At 27.8% G+C, this 19,238-nt stretch carries 17 protein-coding genes and 1 pseudogene; 3 read left to right on the forward strand and 15 right to left on the reverse strand.

Translation table 11 applies throughout. From position 1 onward, the window contains the following. Positions 1-227 precede the first annotated feature (227 nt). Positions 228-662, forward strand: a complete 435-nt coding sequence (locus tag JWF52_RS11540; RefSeq protein WP_208333712.1) for a hypothetical protein — start codon at positions 228-230, stop codon at positions 660-662. A gap of 73 nt (positions 663-735) precedes the next feature. Here JWF52_RS11540 and JWF52_RS11545 read toward each other — a convergent pair whose 3' ends face one another. The 7 genes from JWF52_RS11545 to aspD all read right to left on the reverse strand — a co-directional run bounded on the left by JWF52_RS11545 (position 736) and on the right by aspD (position 10,493). Then, complete coding sequence (locus tag JWF52_RS11545) at positions 736-2,253, reverse strand: FAD-dependent oxidoreductase (RefSeq protein ID WP_208333713.1); 1,518 nt, start codon at positions 2,251-2,253, stop codon at positions 736-738. 140 nt (positions 2,254-2,393) lie between these two features. After that, complete coding sequence (locus tag JWF52_RS11550; protein WP_208333714.1) at positions 2,394-4,892, reverse strand: heavy metal translocating P-type ATPase; 2,499 nt, start codon at positions 4,890-4,892, stop codon at positions 2,394-2,396. 204 nt (positions 4,893-5,096) lie between these two features. Continuing rightward, positions 5,097-6,575, reverse strand: a complete 1,479-nt coding sequence (gene nagE / locus JWF52_RS11555) for an N-acetylglucosamine-specific PTS transporter subunit IIBC (RefSeq protein ID WP_208333715.1) — start codon at positions 6,573-6,575, stop codon at positions 5,097-5,099. A gap of 63 nt (positions 6,576-6,638) precedes the next feature. Next, positions 6,639-7,136 carry a PTS sugar transporter subunit IIA gene (locus JWF52_RS11560; protein WP_208333716.1) on the reverse strand — a complete coding sequence of 166 codons (498 nt, stop codon included), beginning with the start codon at positions 7,134-7,136 and terminating at the stop codon, positions 6,639-6,641. A gap of 28 nt (positions 7,137-7,164) precedes the next feature. Then, positions 7,165-8,007: a BglG family transcription antiterminator LicT gene (gene licT, locus JWF52_RS11565; RefSeq protein ID WP_208333717.1), complete on the reverse strand. Its 843-nt coding sequence runs from the start codon at positions 8,005-8,007 to the stop codon at positions 7,165-7,167. Between the two features lie 278 nt (positions 8,008-8,285). Next, positions 8,286-8,672 carry a hypothetical protein gene (locus tag JWF52_RS11570; protein WP_208333718.1) on the reverse strand — a complete coding sequence of 129 codons (387 nt, stop codon included), beginning with the start codon at positions 8,670-8,672 and terminating at the stop codon, positions 8,286-8,288. A 192-nt stretch (positions 8,673-8,864) separates the two neighbouring features. After that, on the reverse strand, positions 8,865-10,493 hold the full coding sequence (gene aspD / locus JWF52_RS11575; RefSeq protein WP_208333719.1) for an aspartate 4-decarboxylase: 1,629 nt from the start codon (positions 10,491-10,493) through the stop codon (positions 8,865-8,867). A 283-nt stretch (positions 10,494-10,776) separates the two neighbouring features. Between aspD and JWF52_RS11580 the strand changes: the two genes are divergently transcribed. Then, positions 10,777-11,214, forward strand: a complete 438-nt coding sequence (locus tag JWF52_RS11580) for a hypothetical protein (RefSeq protein WP_208333720.1) — start codon at positions 10,777-10,779, stop codon at positions 11,212-11,214. A gap of 89 nt (positions 11,215-11,303) precedes the next feature. On the opposite strand, the gene JWF52_RS11585 is transcribed toward JWF52_RS11580, so the two are convergent. The 7 genes and pseudogenes from JWF52_RS11585 to JWF52_RS11615 form a co-directional block, all read right to left on the reverse strand. Further along, the gene (locus tag JWF52_RS11585; protein ID WP_208333721.1) at positions 11,304-12,170 is read right to left on the reverse strand and encodes a GNAT family N-acetyltransferase; all 867 of its coding nucleotides are present in this window, start codon (positions 12,168-12,170) and stop codon (positions 11,304-11,306) included. A 106-nt stretch (positions 12,171-12,276) separates the two neighbouring features. Then, positions 12,277-12,872, reverse strand: a pseudogene (locus tag JWF52_RS11590) (FMN-dependent NADH-azoreductase). Between the two features lie 87 nt (positions 12,873-12,959). Further along, on the reverse strand, positions 12,960-13,682 hold the full coding sequence (locus JWF52_RS11595) for a DUF434 domain-containing protein (RefSeq protein ID WP_208333722.1): 723 nt from the start codon (positions 13,680-13,682) through the stop codon (positions 12,960-12,962). 56 nt (positions 13,683-13,738) lie between these two features. Further along, positions 13,739-13,975, reverse strand: coding sequence for a pirin-like C-terminal cupin domain-containing protein (locus JWF52_RS11600; RefSeq protein WP_208333743.1), 237 nt, complete (start codon positions 13,973-13,975; stop codon positions 13,739-13,741). A gap of 228 nt (positions 13,976-14,203) precedes the next feature. Beyond that, a complete protein-coding gene (locus JWF52_RS11605; protein ID WP_208333723.1) occupies positions 14,204-14,974 on the reverse strand; it encodes an ABC transporter ATP-binding protein in 771 nt (256 codons plus the stop codon). A gap of 2 nt (positions 14,975-14,976) precedes the next feature. Next, entirely contained in the window at positions 14,977-16,002 is a 1,026-nt protein-coding gene (locus JWF52_RS11610) for a FecCD family ABC transporter permease (protein ID WP_208333724.1), read from the reverse strand. After that, positions 16,002-17,009 carry a FecCD family ABC transporter permease gene (locus JWF52_RS11615; protein ID WP_208333725.1) on the reverse strand — a complete coding sequence of 336 codons (1,008 nt, stop codon included), beginning with the start codon at positions 17,007-17,009 and terminating at the stop codon, positions 16,002-16,004. Before JWF52_RS11615 ends, JWF52_RS11610 begins: the two co-directional genes overlap by 1 nt. A gap of 134 nt (positions 17,010-17,143) precedes the next feature. Between JWF52_RS11615 and JWF52_RS11620 the strand changes: the two genes are divergently transcribed. Then, positions 17,144-18,097, forward strand: a complete 954-nt coding sequence (locus JWF52_RS11620) for an ABC transporter substrate-binding protein (protein ID WP_208333726.1) — start codon at positions 17,144-17,146, stop codon at positions 18,095-18,097. Between the two features lie 579 nt (positions 18,098-18,676). On the opposite strand, the gene JWF52_RS11625 is transcribed toward JWF52_RS11620, so the two are convergent. Further along, positions 18,677-19,150 (reverse strand): L,D-transpeptidase, encoded by a 474-nt coding sequence (locus tag JWF52_RS11625; protein WP_286184124.1) that lies wholly within the window; start codon positions 19,148-19,150, stop codon positions 18,677-18,679. Positions 19,151-19,238 lie beyond the last annotated feature (88 nt).

Consider the following 19,238-nt stretch of genomic DNA (forward strand, 5'->3'; position numbering starts at 1 on the left):
AATTTATATAATTTAATTATATTCTACTCACTTTCAGCTTTTATCTACATATTACCTAGGAAATATTTCATATTTTCCATTAAATCCCGATATTTTTATTTAAAATTTTACATATACATTCTATTATAAATGATATTAATACTAAAAATCTAAATTAACTTATAGTTAGTTTTTCTGTATAATAAATATGTAAAATTATTTGAAGTCTTATTAAGGTGGTGAATTGTTTGAAGCTAGAGATAGGAACATATATTTTAGATATCGATAAGGATGTTACAAAAAATTTTTATAAAAGTTATTATGAAATAACAAAAAATTGTAATTGCGCAAGTTGTAGAAACTATTTACTTGCAATTAACAATTTTCCTATCGAAATAAAATATTTGTTTGAAAAACTGGGTATTGAAATGGACAAAGCTGCTGAAGTATATATACCATATAAAGATGATAATGGATTACTTATCTATGATGGGTTTTACCATATTTCTGGAAGTATATTAACTTTTCAAGAAGTTTTTACTATGATTAATATTAGAGAAGATTTTTCAGTAGGATTTAGAAACGAATGTAATTTAGTACCTAAGACATTTCCAACTCCTGTAATTGAAATGTCTTTTAGAGCAAAATTACCATGGTTACTTAATGAAAAAAATACATATTGATATATCAGATTAATAAGTTTAGTATTTTATGACTATAAAAAAGATGTTAGTATTTCTACTAACATCTTAACTATTAATCAATTCTACAATGGCATCCAATAGATTTATCTTGTTTAATCATAGCATCTAAAAGTATAAGTGAAAAATTTATATAACTATCAAGCATAGATTTATCACTTATTGAAAGTTTAATATTAGAGATACTTACTTTTAATCTATTAATCTTATTTTTAGCATTTTTAATACTCTTTTCACTTCTTAATATAGAAACTTCGGTATATAACACTTCTCTAATTTCAGATATAGCATTTTTAAATTTATTATAATCATCTAAATTATATTCTGCACTATAATTACTATTTATATTAAAATCTTCAAAATTATTTGATCTACAATATTCACTGGCACTTCTTCCTGCTATAGCACCAAAAACTAATGCATTACAAGTAGATAATCCACCGATTCTATCGGCACCATGAACTCCACCAGTTACCTCTCCACATGCAAATATTCCATCTACTGTAGTACAAGCTTTTTCATCTATTTTAAGTCCACCATTACAAGCATGAGCAAATGGTACTATATGTATTTTATCATTGATATCTTTTTTCGATTCACTAATCCACTTAAAATAATTGTATATTAAAGTATCGTTTATACTATCTATATTTTTGGGATACTCAAAGCAAGCACTATTATTATCTTTTTGATAATATTTAAATAATGTTTTATCAACTATACTTGATCTAAGACGTGTGGTAAATGGACCATACGTTGACCTTTCATCCATTATAGTATCTATATCATCTATATTTTCTAAAATGTCATTTCCATCTTTATCCTTAAGATTTATATATTTGAAAACTCTTTCATTAAAAATAGTTTTATACATAGGTTTTATATACGCTGGTATAAATTGAACAAATTCTAGATTAATAAGTTCACATCCTATTTTATTAGCCAAGTACTGAACTATAGGAGAATCAAGTTCAAGAGAAAAGTTATGTTTAAATAAAGAAGTATAGCCTCCAGATGCTATTACTATTGATTTTGATTTTATTAAATCTATTGATTTATCCTTATTTTCTATTAAAACTCCCTTAGAGCTCTTTCCTTTATTATAAATATCAATAACTTTAGTTTTTGATATTAATGTAAAACTTTCATTATCTAGCATATTACTAAATACTTCTTTTGCACTTTTGAAATCAAAACCAAACCATCTTCTTTTATTAGAATCAAAACATGGAACAACTCCATCTTTATCCACAGACTTTTTTAAATTTATCCCTTGTTCTATTAGTAAATCGATTTCATTATTCACACTATCCACCAAAATAGAGCTTAATTGTGGATTAGATAAGTTACATCCAACTCTATTTATATTTTCTAATAAATCCTTCTTATCTTTTTCATCTTTAGGTCCAATCATTCCAAGTCCCCAAGTCCCAGGGTAAAAACTAGCTCCAGAACAAAATTCTTTCGAAGTTACCATACATACTTTTAAATTATTTTTTAAAAGTTCTTGTGAACAACGTATTCCACCAAGTCCTGCACCTATAACTATTACATCAAATACTGTGCTATTCATATAAAATTTCTCCTTATATTAAAATTTAGTGATTAATTAAATTTCTACAAAAAACTCTATATTCCTTTATAAAAATACATAAAAAAGACTATGAATATAAATTTATATCCATAGTCTTTTTATGCTTTATTTTTAATCTATTACTTATATGCTTTAAATCCTTTAAGTCTAAGTGCATTACTAATTACAGATACTGAACTTAAACTCATAGCTGCTGCTGCAAACATTGGATTTAATAAGGGACCACCAAACATGTATAGTACACCTGCTGCTATTGGTATTCCTACTGTGTTGTATGCAAATGCCCAGAATAAGTTTTGTTTAATATTTTTTATAGTTTCTTTACTTAACTTTATAGCTGTTGGAACATCCATTAAGTCACTTCTCATTAAAACTATATCAGCAGATTCCATAGCTACATCTGTTCCACTTCCTATTGCTATACCTATATTCGCCTCAGCTAAAGCTGGAGCATCATTTATTCCATCCCCTACCATAGCAACAAACTTTCCTTGTTCTTGAAGTTTTTTAACCTCATTTGATTTATCTTGTGGTAAAACTTCTGCAAGTACTATATCTATACCAACTTCTTTTGCTATTGCATCAGCAGTCTTTTTATTATCTCCTGTTACCATAGCTACTTTTATTCCCATACTATGAAGTTTTTCTATAGCTCTTTTACTGCTTTCTTTAACTACGTCTGCTACTGCTATTATTCCTGATAGGTCATTTTCCATAGCTATATACATAGGTGTTTTACCTTGTGTGGCTAATTCATCTGATTTATCTTTTAAATCCCCTAGACTTATATTTCTATCATCCATAAGCTTTTTATTTCCAAGTAAAACATTTTTATTATCTATAGTTACTTCTATACCATGTCCTGGTATAGCTTTGAATTTTTCTACCTTCATAAATTCAATATTTTTTTCTTCACCAAATTTTACTATGGCTTCTCCTAGTGGATGTTCTGAACCTTTTTCAGCGCTTGATGCTATGCATAATAAATAATCTTCATTTACACCATTACTTACTACTATATCTGTAACTTGAGGTTTTCCTTCTGTTATCGTTCCAGTTTTATCAAATATTATCGTATCTATCTTATGAGCTAACTCTAGAGCCTCTCCACCTTTTATTAATATTCCATTTTCTGCACCTTTACCTGTACCTACCATGATTGCTGTAGGAGTTGCAAGACCTAGGGCACATGGGCAAGCTATTACAAGTACTGATATAAATATTGTAAGAACAAATTCTAAGTCCTTACTTCCAACTACAAACCAAAGTAATGCTGATAATAAAGATATAGCTATAACTGTTGGTACAAAATACCCTGATACAGTATCTGCTAATTTTGCTATTGGTGCCTTTTTACCTTGTGCATCTTCAACTAATTTTATAATTTGAGATAGTACAGTATCTGCACCTATTTTTTCTGTTTTAAATTTTATGCTACCATTTTTATTAATACTTGCTCCTGTAACTTTATCTCCTATATTCTTTTCTACAGGTATACTTTCTCCTGTAAGCATCGACTCATCTACAGAAGTGTGACCTTCTATTACTATACCATCTACAGGTATCTTACTACCTGGCTTAACTATTATTATATCTCCAACTTCAACTTCTTCTATTGGTATTTCTATTTCTTTTCCATCTTTTATAACTATTGCCGTTTTAGGCTGAAGACCCATAAGTTTCTTTATAGCCTCACTTGTTTTACCTTTTGATTTTGATTCTAAATATTTACCAAGTAATATAAGTGCAATTATTATACCTGCACTCTCATAGTACAATTGATGATGCCCATGACCTGCTACCATATCTGTAGTAGCCATTTGAATTGTTGTATATACACTGTATAAAAATGCTGCTAGTGTTCCTATTGCTACTAATGAATCCATATTTGGACTTTTGTTAATTAGTGCTTTAAATCCATTTGTATAGAACTTATTTCCAGCTACCATTACTGGTATTACTAATACTAATTGAATTAAAGCATAGTTTAATGGATTTGCCATTGGATCTATAATATTTGGCACTGGCCATGGTCCAAATGGTTTTGATATCATAGGTCCCATTGCTATATAAAATAGTGGTATAGAAAATCCTACTGCAACTAAGAACTTTGTAAATAGTATTTTCATTTCTTTTTCTTTTCTCAACTTATCTTCATCTACATTTGAATCTTTAGTTGTGCTCTTTTCTAATACTTTATATCCTGCTTTTTCTATAGTATTTCTTATTTGAGTTAATTTTAATTTAGATGTATCATAGTTTATAGTAGCTTTTTCTGTAGCTACATTTACATTAATATTTTCTACCCCATCTAACTTTTTAACTGCTCTTTCTATTGCTTTTGCACAAGATGCACAAGTCATTCCACCTATCTTGAAATCTATCTTATTATAACTAACATCTTCTATCAAATTGTACCCTGCTTTTTTTACCGCTTTTTCTAAATCTTCAAATTTAACTTTACTATTATCATATTCTATTTGAATTTTTTCTGTAGCCATGTTTACACTTTGATCAACTACTCCATCAACTTTTTTTACAGCTCTTTCTGCAGCCTTACCACAAGCTGAGCATGTCATTCCAGTTACTTTAAAACTTCTTTTTACTGTATTACTCATTTTGTATCTCCTTTCATATTTTTATAGATGCTATATCTATAAACCGAATTTTATATATATTTCAGCCGCTTTAATTTATATTTTCAATACCCCCTACGGGTATCTTATAGCTATAGTATAGCTCATTTTTTTATTTGTCAATAATATTTTCCAAAATAAAAAAAGATATTGTGAGTCCACAATATCTTTTTTACTTAAACCTTATTATATATTTGAGTTATACAATTTTTCAAGTTCATCAGCTACAAACTGTACTTGTGTTCCTACAACAATTTGTATACTATTTTTACCTGGTCTAATTATACCTGATATACCTGATGATTTAATAACTTTTTCATTTATTAATGATTGATCTTTTATTTCTAAACGAAGTCTAGTTATGCAGTTATCAATAGATGTTACATTTTCTTTTCCGCCAAGACCTCTTAATATAATTTCTGCTTTTTCAGTAAAGCTATTATTTGAAAATCTAGAGTTATTGTTTAAAACATTTGAAGTATTGTCTACTTCGACCTCATCTTCTTCTCTACCTGGTGTATGTAAATTAAATTTAACTATAGCAAAGCGGAATACTACATAGTAAATTAAAGCAAATGCTAAACCTATTGGTATTAACATCCATGGGTTTTCAGCCATTGGAGCTTTAAAACTTAAAAACCAGTCTACAAATCCTGCACTAAAATTAAATCCTGATCTTACTGGTAATAATGCACAAACTACTCCTGATATACCTGTTAAAACTGCATGTATAAAGTATAATCCTGGTGCTAGGAACATAAATGCAAATTCTAATGGCTCTGTAACACCTGAGAAGAATGAAGATATAGCTGCTGCTAATAATAATCCATATACAGCTTTTTTCTTCTTATCTTTTGCAGTATGATACATTGCAAGTGCTCCTGCTGGTAGTCCAAACATCATTACTGGGAAGAAACCTGTAAGATACATTCCTGTAACACCTTTAGTTCCTACTGCTCCTGCTGTTCCCCAGAAATTAGCTATATCATTTATTCCAGCTACATCAAACCAGAATACTGAATTAAGCGCATGATGAAGACCTGCTGGTATTAATAATCTATTAAAGAACATATATATACCTGAACCTACTGCTCCAGTAGAAACTATAGACTCTCCAAATGCTACTAATGCATTATAAACTACTGGCCATACAAAGAATAACACTAATGCTGCTAAAACTGATGCACCTGCCGTCACGATTGCAACTGATCGTTTTCCACTAAAGAATGATAATGCGTCTGGTAACTTAGTCTTTTTAAATTTATTGTAGCAACTAGCTCCTATTAAACCTGATATAATACCTGTAAACTGAGTTTGTATTTTAGTAAATGCTGCTGCTACTTCTTCCACTGGTATACCTTTGAAGAATGCTACTGATTCTGGTGCTAATAATGTTGTAATAATTAACCATGAAACAAGACCTGCAAGACCAGCTGTTCCATCACTGTCATCAGACATTCCAACTCCAACACCTATAGCAAATAAAATCGCCATGTTATCAATTAATGCACTACCTGCTTTTATTAAAAAAGCTGCTAATACACTATTTGCTCCCCAACCTGTTGGGTCAATCCAGTAACCAATACCCATAAAGATACTTGCAACTGGTAGACATGCAACTGGAAGCATTAATGACTTACCTAATCTTTGTAAATATTTCATCATAATAAATATACCCCCCTCATATTTTTTATTTAAAGGATTTCATCCTTAAATACATTGTTATATTTATTTGATAACTTCAATAACTTTATCCAGTTCTTTTACTTTTCCTATTTTACTTTCTAATACATTGCTAAATTCAGCTGTATTACAAACTACAACTGGAGTAGTTATATCATATCCAGCTTCTTTAATTTTATCTATATTGAACTCAACTAATAAATCCCCAGCTTCTACTTTATCTCCTACATCTACATGAGATTTGAAATGCTCTCCTTTTAAATTGACAGTTTCAAGACCTACATGTATCAAAATTTCTACACCATCTTCACTTACTAAAGATACTGCGTGTTTTGTTTTAAACATAATAGTTACTTCTCCATCTACTGGAGCTACAACTCTACCATTACTTGGTTTTATTGCAATACCCTTACCTAGTATTTCTTCTGAGAAAGTAGGGTCATTAACTTCTTTTATAGAAACTACTTCACCTTCTATAGGTGATCCAATTAATATGCCATTATTTTCTTTTTTTCCTAGTTTTTCTTTTAATTTCTTAAACATTGTGTTCCTCCAAATACATATTCTATTTCTAAAGTTCATGTGTAAGCATAGATACTCTTTTAATATGTACCGTTAAATATGCTAACTCTTCCCCAGAAACATTTTTCTTATATTTATCTTTTATATAATTTTTTATTTTTAAACTACATTCATATTCTTTAGGGTATCTACTGATAATTATGTCTGTAAATACATCATCATTTTCTTTTAATAATTCATCTGCAAATATTCTTTGAGATAGAAATTTTAAATGAGTGATAAACCTTGAATAATGCAAACTTTCCTCATCTAATTCAATTATATAAAAATCTTTAACAATTTTTAAAATATCACTTATTAATGTAGTAATTTTAAGGGCATCTTTCATATCTGTGTTGTACTCTGCATTTACAATATGAAGGGCAATATTTGCTGCCTCATCTTCAGTCATACTTATTCCTAACCTTTTCTTGATCAATCTAACAGCATATTCACCTATTAAGAATTCACTTTTATAAAATTGTTTTACCTCCCATAATAGTGGATTTGAAAACTGCATTCCATTTTCAAATCTCTGTACTGCAAAATTAATATGATCAGTTAATGTAATATATATATTTTGATTCAATCTTTTACCTAAAGTACGTCTTGTATAACTAATAATCTCGTGAGATACCTTAAAGTGCTCCAAAGGTAATTTTTCAATAAGTTGCTTAAACTTATCAATAGTAGATTGACTATCCATTGTAAAGATTTTTTCTACCTTACGCTTATCAATTTCTTCCCCTTCTACTGCTTTGAAACCAATTCCTTTACCCATAATAACAACTTCTTTGTTATTTGCATTGTAAGCACAAACAACATTATTATTAATCACTTTTGTAATTTTCATAAATATTTTCATGCCCCCCTCTTTTAAAATTCAAACAAAAAATGACCAAACCTTATAAAACATTATAAAAACTATAATGTTTTATAAAATTTGGTCTTGCCTGCATAATCAGTAACACGCCAAATGCGTTATATCCAGTTATTATTTAATATAAATATAGCTTTTCAATAAAAGTTTGTCAATATTTTTAATTAATATTATTAATAATTTTCAAAAAATAAAATATTTTATAAAGTTAAAATGCAAACTAGTTAGTTTTCTAAATTATTTTTTCTTTTTTATACTGTTTTATTTAAAATAATAACTTCTCTAATATCATTACATTCAATTTCAATTCCATATAATTCATTTTTATAAACTTCTCTAAAACTCACTCTTTTTTCTATTGATGGATTTTTATAATTAAAAAAATCAAATCTTACTGCCGATATAATATTTTTACCTTTATATAAATTATAAGAATAATATATATCTTCTTCACTTTTTAAAATTGAGTTTTTAGGATATATTTTTAAAGTAGATTGCTTATTTTCTATTGTTAGTGTTATATCCCAATTTTCACTATACCCAACAAGTTCAACCATCCTATTTTTATTCATTGTAAATACACAAACTATTGATATAGAAATTATGGTTATTAATATATGTATTATTTTATTATTCAACTTTATATCTCCCAAGCTATTTAAATTTATTTTAGTTGTGATATGTTTTCAAAGATAAATATAAAGTCCTTTCTTAATATCACTATAATATATAACGATATTAAGGAAGGATTTGTGACTTATTTATATATTAAATTTATTTAATTTAAAAAGGTATTTTCTCTAATCAATTTATAATTTAATGTTTTAAATCTATCTAGATTCTTTCCAATCTCTAGCATACTCATCAAATAAATTATTTATGGCTTTTCCTATTTCAATATATTGCTCGTCTTTTAAATTTGCAAGAGAAACACGAATTGACCAAGTTGGACCTTCAAATCCACCACCATTTAGTAATACTATACTATGCCTTTCAGCTAATTCAAATAAAAACTCTATAACATCTCTCTCTTTTTCTAGGTATCTTGCAAAATCTTTTCCATATTTCATTTTAGCCCAAATTAATAAATCATATTGATTATAATAGGAAGTACTATGCGGGTCTACTTTAATTGGCAATCCAATCAAGTTATCATATAATAATTGCTTACGCTTTCTACAAATAGATTTTGTTTTTTCTTTATATCGGTTATCACTATCTAGCAATGCAAATATTGAAAAGATTGCCATTTGAACTTGTAAAGGCGTTGATAATCCTGCAGTATGATTTAGAGCCACTTGCCTACTATCAGCTACTATTCTATCTATAAATTTAATTTTTTCTGGTTCAGTAGTTAAAGATGAATATCTTTCTGCAATTATATCTTTTTTATCATTTGGTAGTTCTGATATTAATTTATTAAATATATTATCTTTAGCAAGTGCTATAACACCTAACCTCCAACCAGTTACTCCAAAATATTTTGAGAAAGAGTATACACCCAAAGTATTAAATGGCATTGTAACCATTAAAGACTTAAAATTATCTGCAAATGTTCCATATACATCGTCTGTTATAATTATTAAGTTCGGATTTTTTTCTTCAACAATTTTCTTTAAGTAATTCATTGATTCTTCGTCCATTGCAACTGATGGTGGGTTACTTGGGTTAACTATGCAAAGGGCTTTTATACTAGGGTCGGCAAGTTTATCTAATTCTTCTTTGGGATATTGCCAAGTATGTCTACCTTCTTCACTCATTGATGATGCACGAACTTCTACCACATCAAATTTATATCTAGGTAAATCTGGTATATCTATATATGGCGTGAAAATTGGAACCATTAACGCTAATTTATCACCTTTATTCATTAAATAATTTGCTATTAATGAATCAAATATGTAGCACATTGCAGCAGTACCACCTTCTACTGCAAAAAGATCTTGTGTTGCATCTTTTAAGTTTCCACCCATTTCTTTAATTAAGTATTCTCTTACTACTTTTTCAATTCTAATTAACATACGATCTGGTACTGGGTAGTTATCACCAATAATACCATCTACTAATTCAAATACCCATGAGTCTGGTTCAAAGTTATGTTTTTCTATACCATAATCTATAATTTTATCTAATAATTCAATCCCTTCTACATCTTTACGTTCATTGTAATAAGCTTTAAATCTATCATATATACCTTGTTTTTCTGGCATACCAGCTAAATCACCATCACACCAAACTCTTTGACTTTCGTGTACTGCAAATTGTCCTAATGTAAAAAATGATTGTCTTGGAGTCGATGCCGTCCAGTTTGGATTTCCTCTTCCTGCATTAAGTAAAACCCTTACACCTTTTCGCTCTGACTTTTTAGCTAAATTTATTAATTCATCCTTTAATTCAAAAGGGCTTAATGTCTTGACTTTTTCTATTAGTTGCTCTCTTTTAAGTTCTCTATCATCCATAAATTTTACACACTCTTTCTTTTAATAATTATCAAGATCTTATGCGAAAAATAATATAATTACTTAACTTCAAACTATTGAACTCATATTTTAGTTACTATCAAAACTATTGTTTCCAACTATTTATACATTATCCAAACTGTATATAAATTATATTTAGCTTCTATGTTAAAATTCCTCTTATTATGTCTCCAAAATATTGGTAATCTCATCTTCGCATAGTTAAATATTAATAACATATACTATTTATGATTACATAATATTATTTTTTATGGAGGTATATATGAAAAAACTATTGGTTTCGACACTCTGCTTTTTATTACTTTTTACAAATATTTCATTTGCCAATCCAGCTCTAGTTGAAAAATCAGTTAAAGATTTAGATATGGTCAATAATAATATGAATGTTCTATTTAAAACCATTTTATCTAAAGAAAATCTTAGTAAGGATGATATTTTTAAACAAGTTGCATTTAATGATTCTATACTATCTGAAAACTCTAATAAAATAATTACAGCATATTCTAAAGAAAATAACTTGCATATAAAGAGGACTTATTCTTCAATAATGTATATTAGTTCCTTATATCAACTAGGTTTATCTAGTTTATTAGTTTACTTAGATGATACAAGTCAACTAGATTATTTTCTTGATGCCAGTGCAAGTGCAGTTTCTGCAAATACTCTCCTTTTACAACTAAAATCTGATATAAAAAAGTAAATAAATAAAACCGTATCATCTATTTTTGACACGGTTTTATTTATTATAGATAAAATCAAACAAATTAAATTATATATTTAAATAATATGTTACTTAACTTCCATCCAATATCCTAAAATTGATTTATCTTTAAATCCTCTGTTTTTGTACATATTATAAGCTCTTTGATTTTTTTTAATAACAATTAATTCAATATTTTCTACAGATTTTTTATTTAAAAAATCTATTGCTGTTTCCAATAAAGATTTACCATATCCTTTTCCCCTATATTCCTTACATAGCCCAATGTCAAATAATCCTCTATCTTTTTCTATTTCAATATTCATAAATCCTATAATATTATTATCTTTAACCACCATAAAGAAATGATTATTTTCATCAGATTTATTTATGTATTTTTCTATGTCTGTAATATAATGGTATATTCCATGAGGCATATCGCTAAATGAATCATTAATTATATTTAAATATATTTCTTTATTTTCATTACTTAATTTAATTAAATCTAAAGTCTTTTCTCTTAATGATTTATCATCTAAAGTCATACTAAGAGACATATATTCTTCTTTATACCCTAAATTTTCGAGTATTCTAAGGTGTTCCTTATTACCTGCGCATAAATATATTGAAGTAGGATTATGTTTTTTAGATATTTCTATTGCTGTATTAGTTAAATCTATTACAACCAATTCCTTATTTTCAAAATCATCTAATATCTCGTGCGAATATATATATACAGCTCCAAGTTCTTTACAAACCTCTAGAACTATAGATACTTTCCCAACCACCTTATTATCTATAAAACAAAATAAACTTCCCTCACCATATCCATTTACCTTATTATTAAATAAATCCTCAATTTCATCTAATGATTTTTCTGAATCCCCATTTCTATTAACAAACTTATAAACTTCATGTTTTTCTAAATTACTTAAATCTGAATACCCCTTAATCATATATATCACCCCTATTATTAGTCTCCACTAAAATTTCATATAATATTATTATAAACTAAAAAGCTCTAGAAATATTTCTAGAGCTTTACTTTATTATAAAAATTAATTAAAATTTGCTTGCTATCTCTTTAGCTTGTTTTTTACCATTTTCTATTATTTCATTTATATCCGCAACACCTGTGTCTGTATTATCTAATGCTATTGTTTTCATATCTGTAATTCCGAAAAATCCTAGTATAGTTTTTAAATATCTATCACCCATTTCATATGGTGAATTATTATAATCTCCACCTCTAGATACTATATGAACAGCTTTTTTATTATTTAAAAGCCCAACTGGCCCTTGTGCTGTATATTTAAATGTTATACCTGATACACTTACATAATCTATATATGCTTTTAATATTGCCGGGATACTTAAATTCCACATTGGAGCTGCAATTATGTATTTATCAGCTTCTGCAATTGGTAAGCATATTTTAATTTTGGATGATTTTTACTATCCTCATCTTTAGGACTAAATAATTTTTCTAAATCTTCCGGTCTTAAAAAATCTATATTTTCCTTATATAAATCTAATGTTACAACTTCATCATTAGGATTATTTTTTTTGTATTCTTCCACAAATTCATCTGAAACTTTAAATGTTCTTGATTGACCTTCTGGTTTAATATTTGCTTTTATATATAATACTCTGCTCATTTTATTTCTCCTTTTAATTGAATTTATATATATTTATATCTTTCTTAAAATGCCTTAATTTTGTTTATATAATATATAGATACCCATTTACTTAGATTTTCCATCTAAATTTATAATATTTGCATCTTTTATATATTCATCAATTATACTTTTTCCTATATTAAAATAGCTTACACACTTATCAAGTATTGCCGCATCAGTACTAACTACTCTCTCTAGTTTGTCTAAGATAACATCTGCATTATTTACTAATTCAACTTCAGTTTTAATTTTCCAACGGTTAGCATAATCTAATATTTTATACTTTAAGTTTCTAGAATTAGAAACTGGTGCATCTAAGTAAAATTTAATTTCTTTACAATTATATTTTTCTAAAAACTTTCCTATTAAGTTTAAAGCTTCCTCTGTCTTATCAATAATTTTATAAGTTCCCCTTAGCCCTGCCAAATCTCTAATATTATTATCGCTACCTAAAATTAAAGTTCCTCCAGATAACGCAACCTCAAGGGTTATTATCAAATTAAATCCATCTATATATAAACATCCGTCATTTATTTTATCTATAGAAAGATTTTTTGACTTTCTTATTATTATTTTTTCCTCTATACATATTGATCTTTTCAATGCATCCCTTTGCCTAGATGAAAATTGGTATCTATCCCCAACAAAATTTACTACTGGGTCTATTTTATAATCTCTATTTATTAACCACTCAATTTCTTCTTTAGCTTTTTTTAATCGTATTAATTCTTTATCAGAAAACCATCTTTTATCATTTTCATCAAATCCTCTTCTAGATACTTTGCCCATGCCACCCTCACCACCGGATTCTATTTGTATAATGTTTTAATTAAACTATGAAATATTTAAAAATCAAAGGTTCCAAACTTTCCAAAATCAAAGTCATCGTATGCTTGTATTATTTCTTCTTTTGTATTCATTACAAATTGACCATGCGTAAATATTGACTCATTTATTGGCTCTCCACTTAATACAATAACTAGTGATTTTTCAGTAATTGATTCTACTATAATATTCCCATCTACATTATTAAATAATACAAAATCACTTTCTTTATATGTAGAGCCATCATTAATTTTTATTTCCTAATTTAAAATTAATAATCTTGTATTAAAATTACCCGGTTCATCTAGTAATATTATATAAATTTTAATAAAAGTAAAAAGCTATTAATTAAATAATTAATAGCTTTTATTATACTTAAATAATTTACATTACTGAGTCTATCTATCAGTAAATATATATTCTTACTTTATTCAGTTATTTTTCCTTGTTCACTATGTCTCCATATCCATCTTCTCGTTCTAAATTTATATAAAAGGTACACATAATTTACAATTATCTATAGGTGAATCTATAAGTTTACACTTAACTCCAAATACATCTTTTATAAGATTTTCATTTATAATATCACCTTTATGGCCTTTAGCAAGTATATTTCCATTTTTTATTGCAACTATATTATCAGCATACTTTAAAGCATGGTTTATATCATGGATAACCATTACTATAGTTCTGTTTTCTTTTTCATTTAAATCTTTTAAAATATTTAAAATTTCTAATTGATATTTTATATCTAAATGATTTGTAGGTTCATCTAAAAGTATTATATCTGTATTTTGTGCTAATGCTAATGCAATCCAAGCCCTTTGCCTTTGTCCACCAGATAAGCTATCTAAAGTTCTATCTTTATCATCTATAAGGCCAACTTTTTTTATAGAATCTAATACTATTTCTTCATCTTTCTTACTCCAAAATGATAGTAAATTATGGTATGGATATCTTCCTTGTTTTACTAAATCATAAATAGTTAAATCTTCTGGAGCATTACTACTTTGAGGAAGCATTGCTAATATCTTAGATACTTCTTTTGAAGGCATTTTAAGAATATCTTTATTCTCCATTTCTATAGATCCATTTTTAGGCATAAGTATTCTTGCTATAGCCTTTATTAATGTAGATTTTCCACATCCATTAGAACCAATTAATGCTGTAATCTTTCCTTTTTCTATATCTAAATTTATATTATCTAATATAACTTTTTCATCGTAACATAATTTTAAGTCTTTTGCTTTTATCATTTTTATCTCCCCTTTGAATATTTTCTATTTTTTATTAAAAGATATATAAAGTAAGGTGCTCCTATTGAAGCTGTAAAAATACCTATAGGTAAATCTTGTGGATAGAATAACCATTTAGAAGCAAAATCAGCTACTAAAGTTATTATTCCACCTATAAGTATTGAAAGGGGAATTAAATTCTCAAACTTTGAATCTACAAGTTTTCTAGCAATATGAGGTGCTATTAAACCTACAAAGCCTATACCTCCTCCAATAGTCACAGCACCTGCTGTTAATCCTGCCGAAATACATAAAAGTATTAATCTACTTTTACGTAAGTTATTTCCAAGAACTGTTACTACATCATCATCTAATTGATGTAGATTTAAATCTTTTATAAATATTACTGCCATTATAGCGAAAACAAAGAATGTTGCCGTTATCATTATTACATGACTCCAGTTTGACCCATATATAGTACCTGTTATCCAAGTTGTTGCTTCTTTTATAAATATTACTGGTCCATTTATAATAAGGATATTAGTTAAAGCTTTACAAATAGCCGAAACTCCAATTCCTATTATAATTAATTTGCTTGTTGAAGTAGATTTTCCATACATGAAAAAAATAAATATTAACGCTAAAAATGAAAATGCAAAAGTAAATATTGGCATATACAGTATTGATGTTGTTAATGAGTTATTTTTAGGATCTGTAAAAATAGTTAAAAATACTAATGCACCAACAGACCCACCATTTACTATTCCTAATATATCAGGTGATGCTAAAGGATTTTTAACTACTCCTTGAAGTATAGCTCCAGCTAATGCTAAAGATGCTCCAACAAAAAATGCAACAAGAACTCTTGGTAATCTTATATTCATTACTAAAACAGAGGAGAATCCTGAGTCTATTCCTACTATGCTTTTTAATACGTCTAGTGGACTTACCATTACTTCTCCAAACCCTAAAGAAAATGTAATAAGTAAAGCCGTAATAAATAGTAAAATACAACTTAGCTTAATAGTTTTTTTGCTAACATTAATCATTAATTATTCCTCCTTTTTGCAATATATATAAAGAATGGACCACCTATAAGTGCAGTTAATGCTCCAACGGGAACTTCTTTTGGATAAATTATAAATCTTGACATTATATCTGCAAGTAATAATATAGCTGAACCAGTTAGTACAGAAAAAGGTATAAGCCATCTATAATCCGTCCCAATAAATTTGTGTACTATGTGTGGAGTTACAAGCCCAATAAAAGCTACAGGACCTGCAAGTGCTACTGATACGCCTGATAAAACTGCAACCATGCCTATTATAACTATTTTTAAATGTAGTGTTTTCATCCCTAAAGACCTAGCCATTTCTTCTCCTAATGAAAATACATTAAGCTTTTTTCCAATTAATAATGTTGATGCTATTGCTATTAATATTATTGGTGTAAACTGAAGAATAAGCTCTATTTTTTTACCTTCAACAGAACCTGTCATCCAGTATACAACTTGTTCTAGGGCAACGTCATTTTTATATAAAATACCTTGTGTCAAAGAAAATAATAATGCAGCTAAAGCAGTTCCTCCTAGCGTTAAATCCATAGGCCTTACATCCTTAAAAAGACCTCCTGATAATATAAAAACTAATGCTGAAGCAAATAATGCTCCAAAGAAAGCTACCCATGCAAGACCCATCGTAGATATTTGTGGTATATAAGTCATAGCTATAACTAAAGCAAATACTGCTCCAGAATTTATCCCCAATATACTTGGAGAGGCTAATTTATTTCTTGTTAGTCCTTGAGTTAAAAGCCCTGCTACTCCAAGGGCACCTCCAACTAAAAGAGCATTTAAAGTTCTTGGAACTCTAGATGTTTTTATAATTATATGCTCTTGAGAATTATTGAAGTTTTTATATGCATCTATAACCATATCGTAAGATGTATGTATAAAACCTTTAGTAATGCTTAGATAACATAATATAAAAATTAGTGCTGTTAACATCATAAGTAATACAGCTTTACCTTTATTACTTTTTGAAAATTTTTCATACATTTTCCTCCATTTTATTTTATTGATAAAAATTATCATTTTTTATTGATATTCTTTTTCAATTATGATATCATAACTGCATCGATATATCTACAGTATTCGACAAAAAATATAAAGTAATAGGAGGATTATTACATATGCAAAAAAAATTGCTATCTATAATTTCATTAAGCGTAATAACTATGGGCTTACTTGCTGGATGCTCAAGCCCATCTTCAGATAAAGCTGAAGATACATCAAAAGGAAAGACTGTATCTATACAAGATGCTATGGGAACAACAGAAGTTCCTACAGATCCTAAGAGAGTTGTTATATTAACTAACGAAGGTACTGAAGCTCTTCTTTCTCTTGGAGTTAAACCAGTAGGAGCTGTAACTGGTGTTACTGGTGAATGGTATGACCATACTAAAAAAGAATTAGAAGGTGTTAAACCTCTTGGAAAAGAAAAATCTATAAATATAGAGGCTGTTGCTGCTTTAAAACCAGATTTAATAATCGGTAATAAAATGAGACATGAAAAAATATATGATCAATTAAAATCAATAGCTCCAACTGTTTACTCAGATACTATAAGAGGTGCATGGAAAGATAATTTCAAATTCTATGCTAAAGTTTTAAATAAAGAAGCTGAAGGTGAAAAAGCTATAAAAGAATATGAAGATAAAGTAGCTTACATACAAAATAATTACAAGGATAAATTAGATAGTGAAGTATCACTAGTTAGATTTATGGACGGAAAAACTAGAATATATCTTGGAGATACTTTCGCAGGAACTATCCTTAAAGAAATAGGATTTAAGAGACCAAAAGCTCAACAAGGAACAGAGTTTGTTAACGAAATCGGTAAAGAAAGATTAAAAGAAGCTGAGGGAGATGTAATGTTCTACTTCACTTATGAATTAGGTGATGGTAAAGGACTTGCTAGAGAAACAGAATGGATAAATGATCCATTATTTAAATCTTTAGATGTAGTTAAAAATAACAAAGCAATCAAAGTAAATGATACTATATGGAATACAGCTGGTGGTATAAAAGCTGCTAACTTAATGCTTGATGATTTAACTAATACATTAAAAGAAGGTAAATTCTAAACCTTAAGTAAAAAGACACCTATATTTACAGGTGTCTTTTTCAAATCTGAATAAAAATAATAAACTCCCTATAACCCCTCATACAATAGATTCATAGAAAAATATATTTATACCAAGTATTCCATTTATAATCATCAAATTTCTGAGATTCTACAGAATTGAATGCATAAAATATCGCTACTACAAATATCAATGTTAAAAAGTATATAGCCTAATCTCAAAAGCTTCTTTTTACATTCTTTATTGATAAATCTAAGAACATTACTAGAGTTACCTTGTTTTATAAAATAATTTTAACCTAATTTGTAATTTACTCATATTGATTCAGTTTTCATTAGCCTTTCAGTTTTGAAATAAAATGTTTTGTTGAACAAAAAAGTATCTAGTCTTATACTACATTCTTAATTGCAGCTCCATTATTACCTTGGAACAAATATAACTTATAGAACTTAAGTTTATTCTTAAATCTATCTTAGTTGTAATGTTCTTATATATGTATATGCCGATCTCCGTTAATTTTTCATAAGTTCTATTATTCTTCTGTAGACCATCTTAAAAATAATTTATCTAAATTGTAATTTAATTAATAACTATTGTACTATCCTCAGGTACATTATCATATATCCACTTAGCATTCTCTGTAGCTAATCTTATACATCCATGACTTATTGCCACTCCTAACCTACCATCTTTTATATATATACCCTTTCCATCATATAGTATTGAATGGTAATAGTAATCATCTGTTATATTAGTAGCATATTTTACTGAAGTATTTTCATCCCCTATAGCTGGATATTTAACTCCTACAGAAAAAACACCCTTTGGACTAGGTGTTGAGGGCTTCCCAACTGTACAACTCCATTTATATAGTAATTTCCATGTGTTATTTTGTTTTTCATATATATAAGTAAGCTTATTTTTAGTAGATGTAATTATTAAGTAATCCGTTGGACTTTTGATATTATTATCATTTACGAATTCGATCATATTCGTATTAAATTTACTATAATTTAATGCTCTATTGTACATTAGATTCCTATAGTTTTTCATAAAAATTCTCCTTTACTTTTTTAATGAAGTAATTCCACTCATATAGCTTCATAGTATATAATACTTTCTATTATAAAATTGGTTACTA

The organism is Clostridium sp. CCUG 7971, from assembly GCF_017590215.1.
Classification (GTDB): domain Bacteria; phylum Bacillota; class Clostridia; order Peptostreptococcales; family Peptostreptococcaceae; genus Faecalimicrobium.

Bases quoted from the DNA above. Each gene is read 5' to 3' on its own strand.
- JWF52_RS11580 (WP_208333720.1), top strand. From the start codon at position 10,777: ATGAAAAAACTATTGGTTTCGACACTCTGCTTTTTATTACTTTTTACA.
- JWF52_RS11585 (WP_208333721.1), bottom strand. From the start codon at position 12,170: ATGATTAAGGGGTATTCAGATTTAAGTAATTTAGAAAAACATGAAGTT.
- licT (WP_208333717.1), bottom strand. From the start codon at position 8,007: ATGAAAATTACAAAAGTGATTAATAATAATGTTGTTTGTGCTTACAAT.
- JWF52_RS11550 (WP_208333714.1), bottom strand. From the start codon at position 4,892: ATGAGTAATACAGTAAAAAGAAGTTTTAAAGTAACTGGAATGACATGC.
- aspD (WP_208333719.1), bottom strand. From the start codon at position 10,493: ATGGATGATAGAGAACTTAAAAGAGAGCAACTAATAGAAAAAGTCAAG.
- JWF52_RS11545 (WP_208333713.1), bottom strand. From the start codon at position 2,253: ATGAATAGCACAGTATTTGATGTAATAGTTATAGGTGCAGGACTTGGT.
- JWF52_RS11595 (WP_208333722.1), bottom strand. From the start codon at position 13,682: ATGGGCAAAGTATCTAGAAGAGGATTTGATGAAAATGATAAAAGATGG.
- JWF52_RS11620 (WP_208333726.1), top strand. From the start codon at position 17,144: ATGCAAAAAAAATTGCTATCTATAATTTCATTAAGCGTAATAACTATG.
- JWF52_RS11560 (WP_208333716.1), bottom strand. From the start codon at position 7,136: ATGTTTAAGAAATTAAAAGAAAAACTAGGAAAAAAAGAAAATAATGGC.
- JWF52_RS11610 (WP_208333724.1), bottom strand. From the start codon at position 16,002: ATGATTAATGTTAGCAAAAAAACTATTAAGCTAAGTTGTATTTTACTA.
- JWF52_RS11625 (WP_286184124.1), bottom strand. From the start codon at position 19,150: ATGAAAAACTATAGGAATCTAATGTACAATAGAGCATTAAATTATAGT.
- nagE (WP_208333715.1), bottom strand. From the start codon at position 6,575: ATGATGAAATATTTACAAAGATTAGGTAAGTCATTAATGCTTCCAGTT.
- JWF52_RS11615 (WP_208333725.1), bottom strand. From the start codon at position 17,009: ATGTATGAAAAATTTTCAAAAAGTAATAAAGGTAAAGCTGTATTACTT.
- JWF52_RS11605 (WP_208333723.1), bottom strand. From the start codon at position 14,974: ATGATAAAAGCAAAAGACTTAAAATTATGTTACGATGAAAAAGTTATA.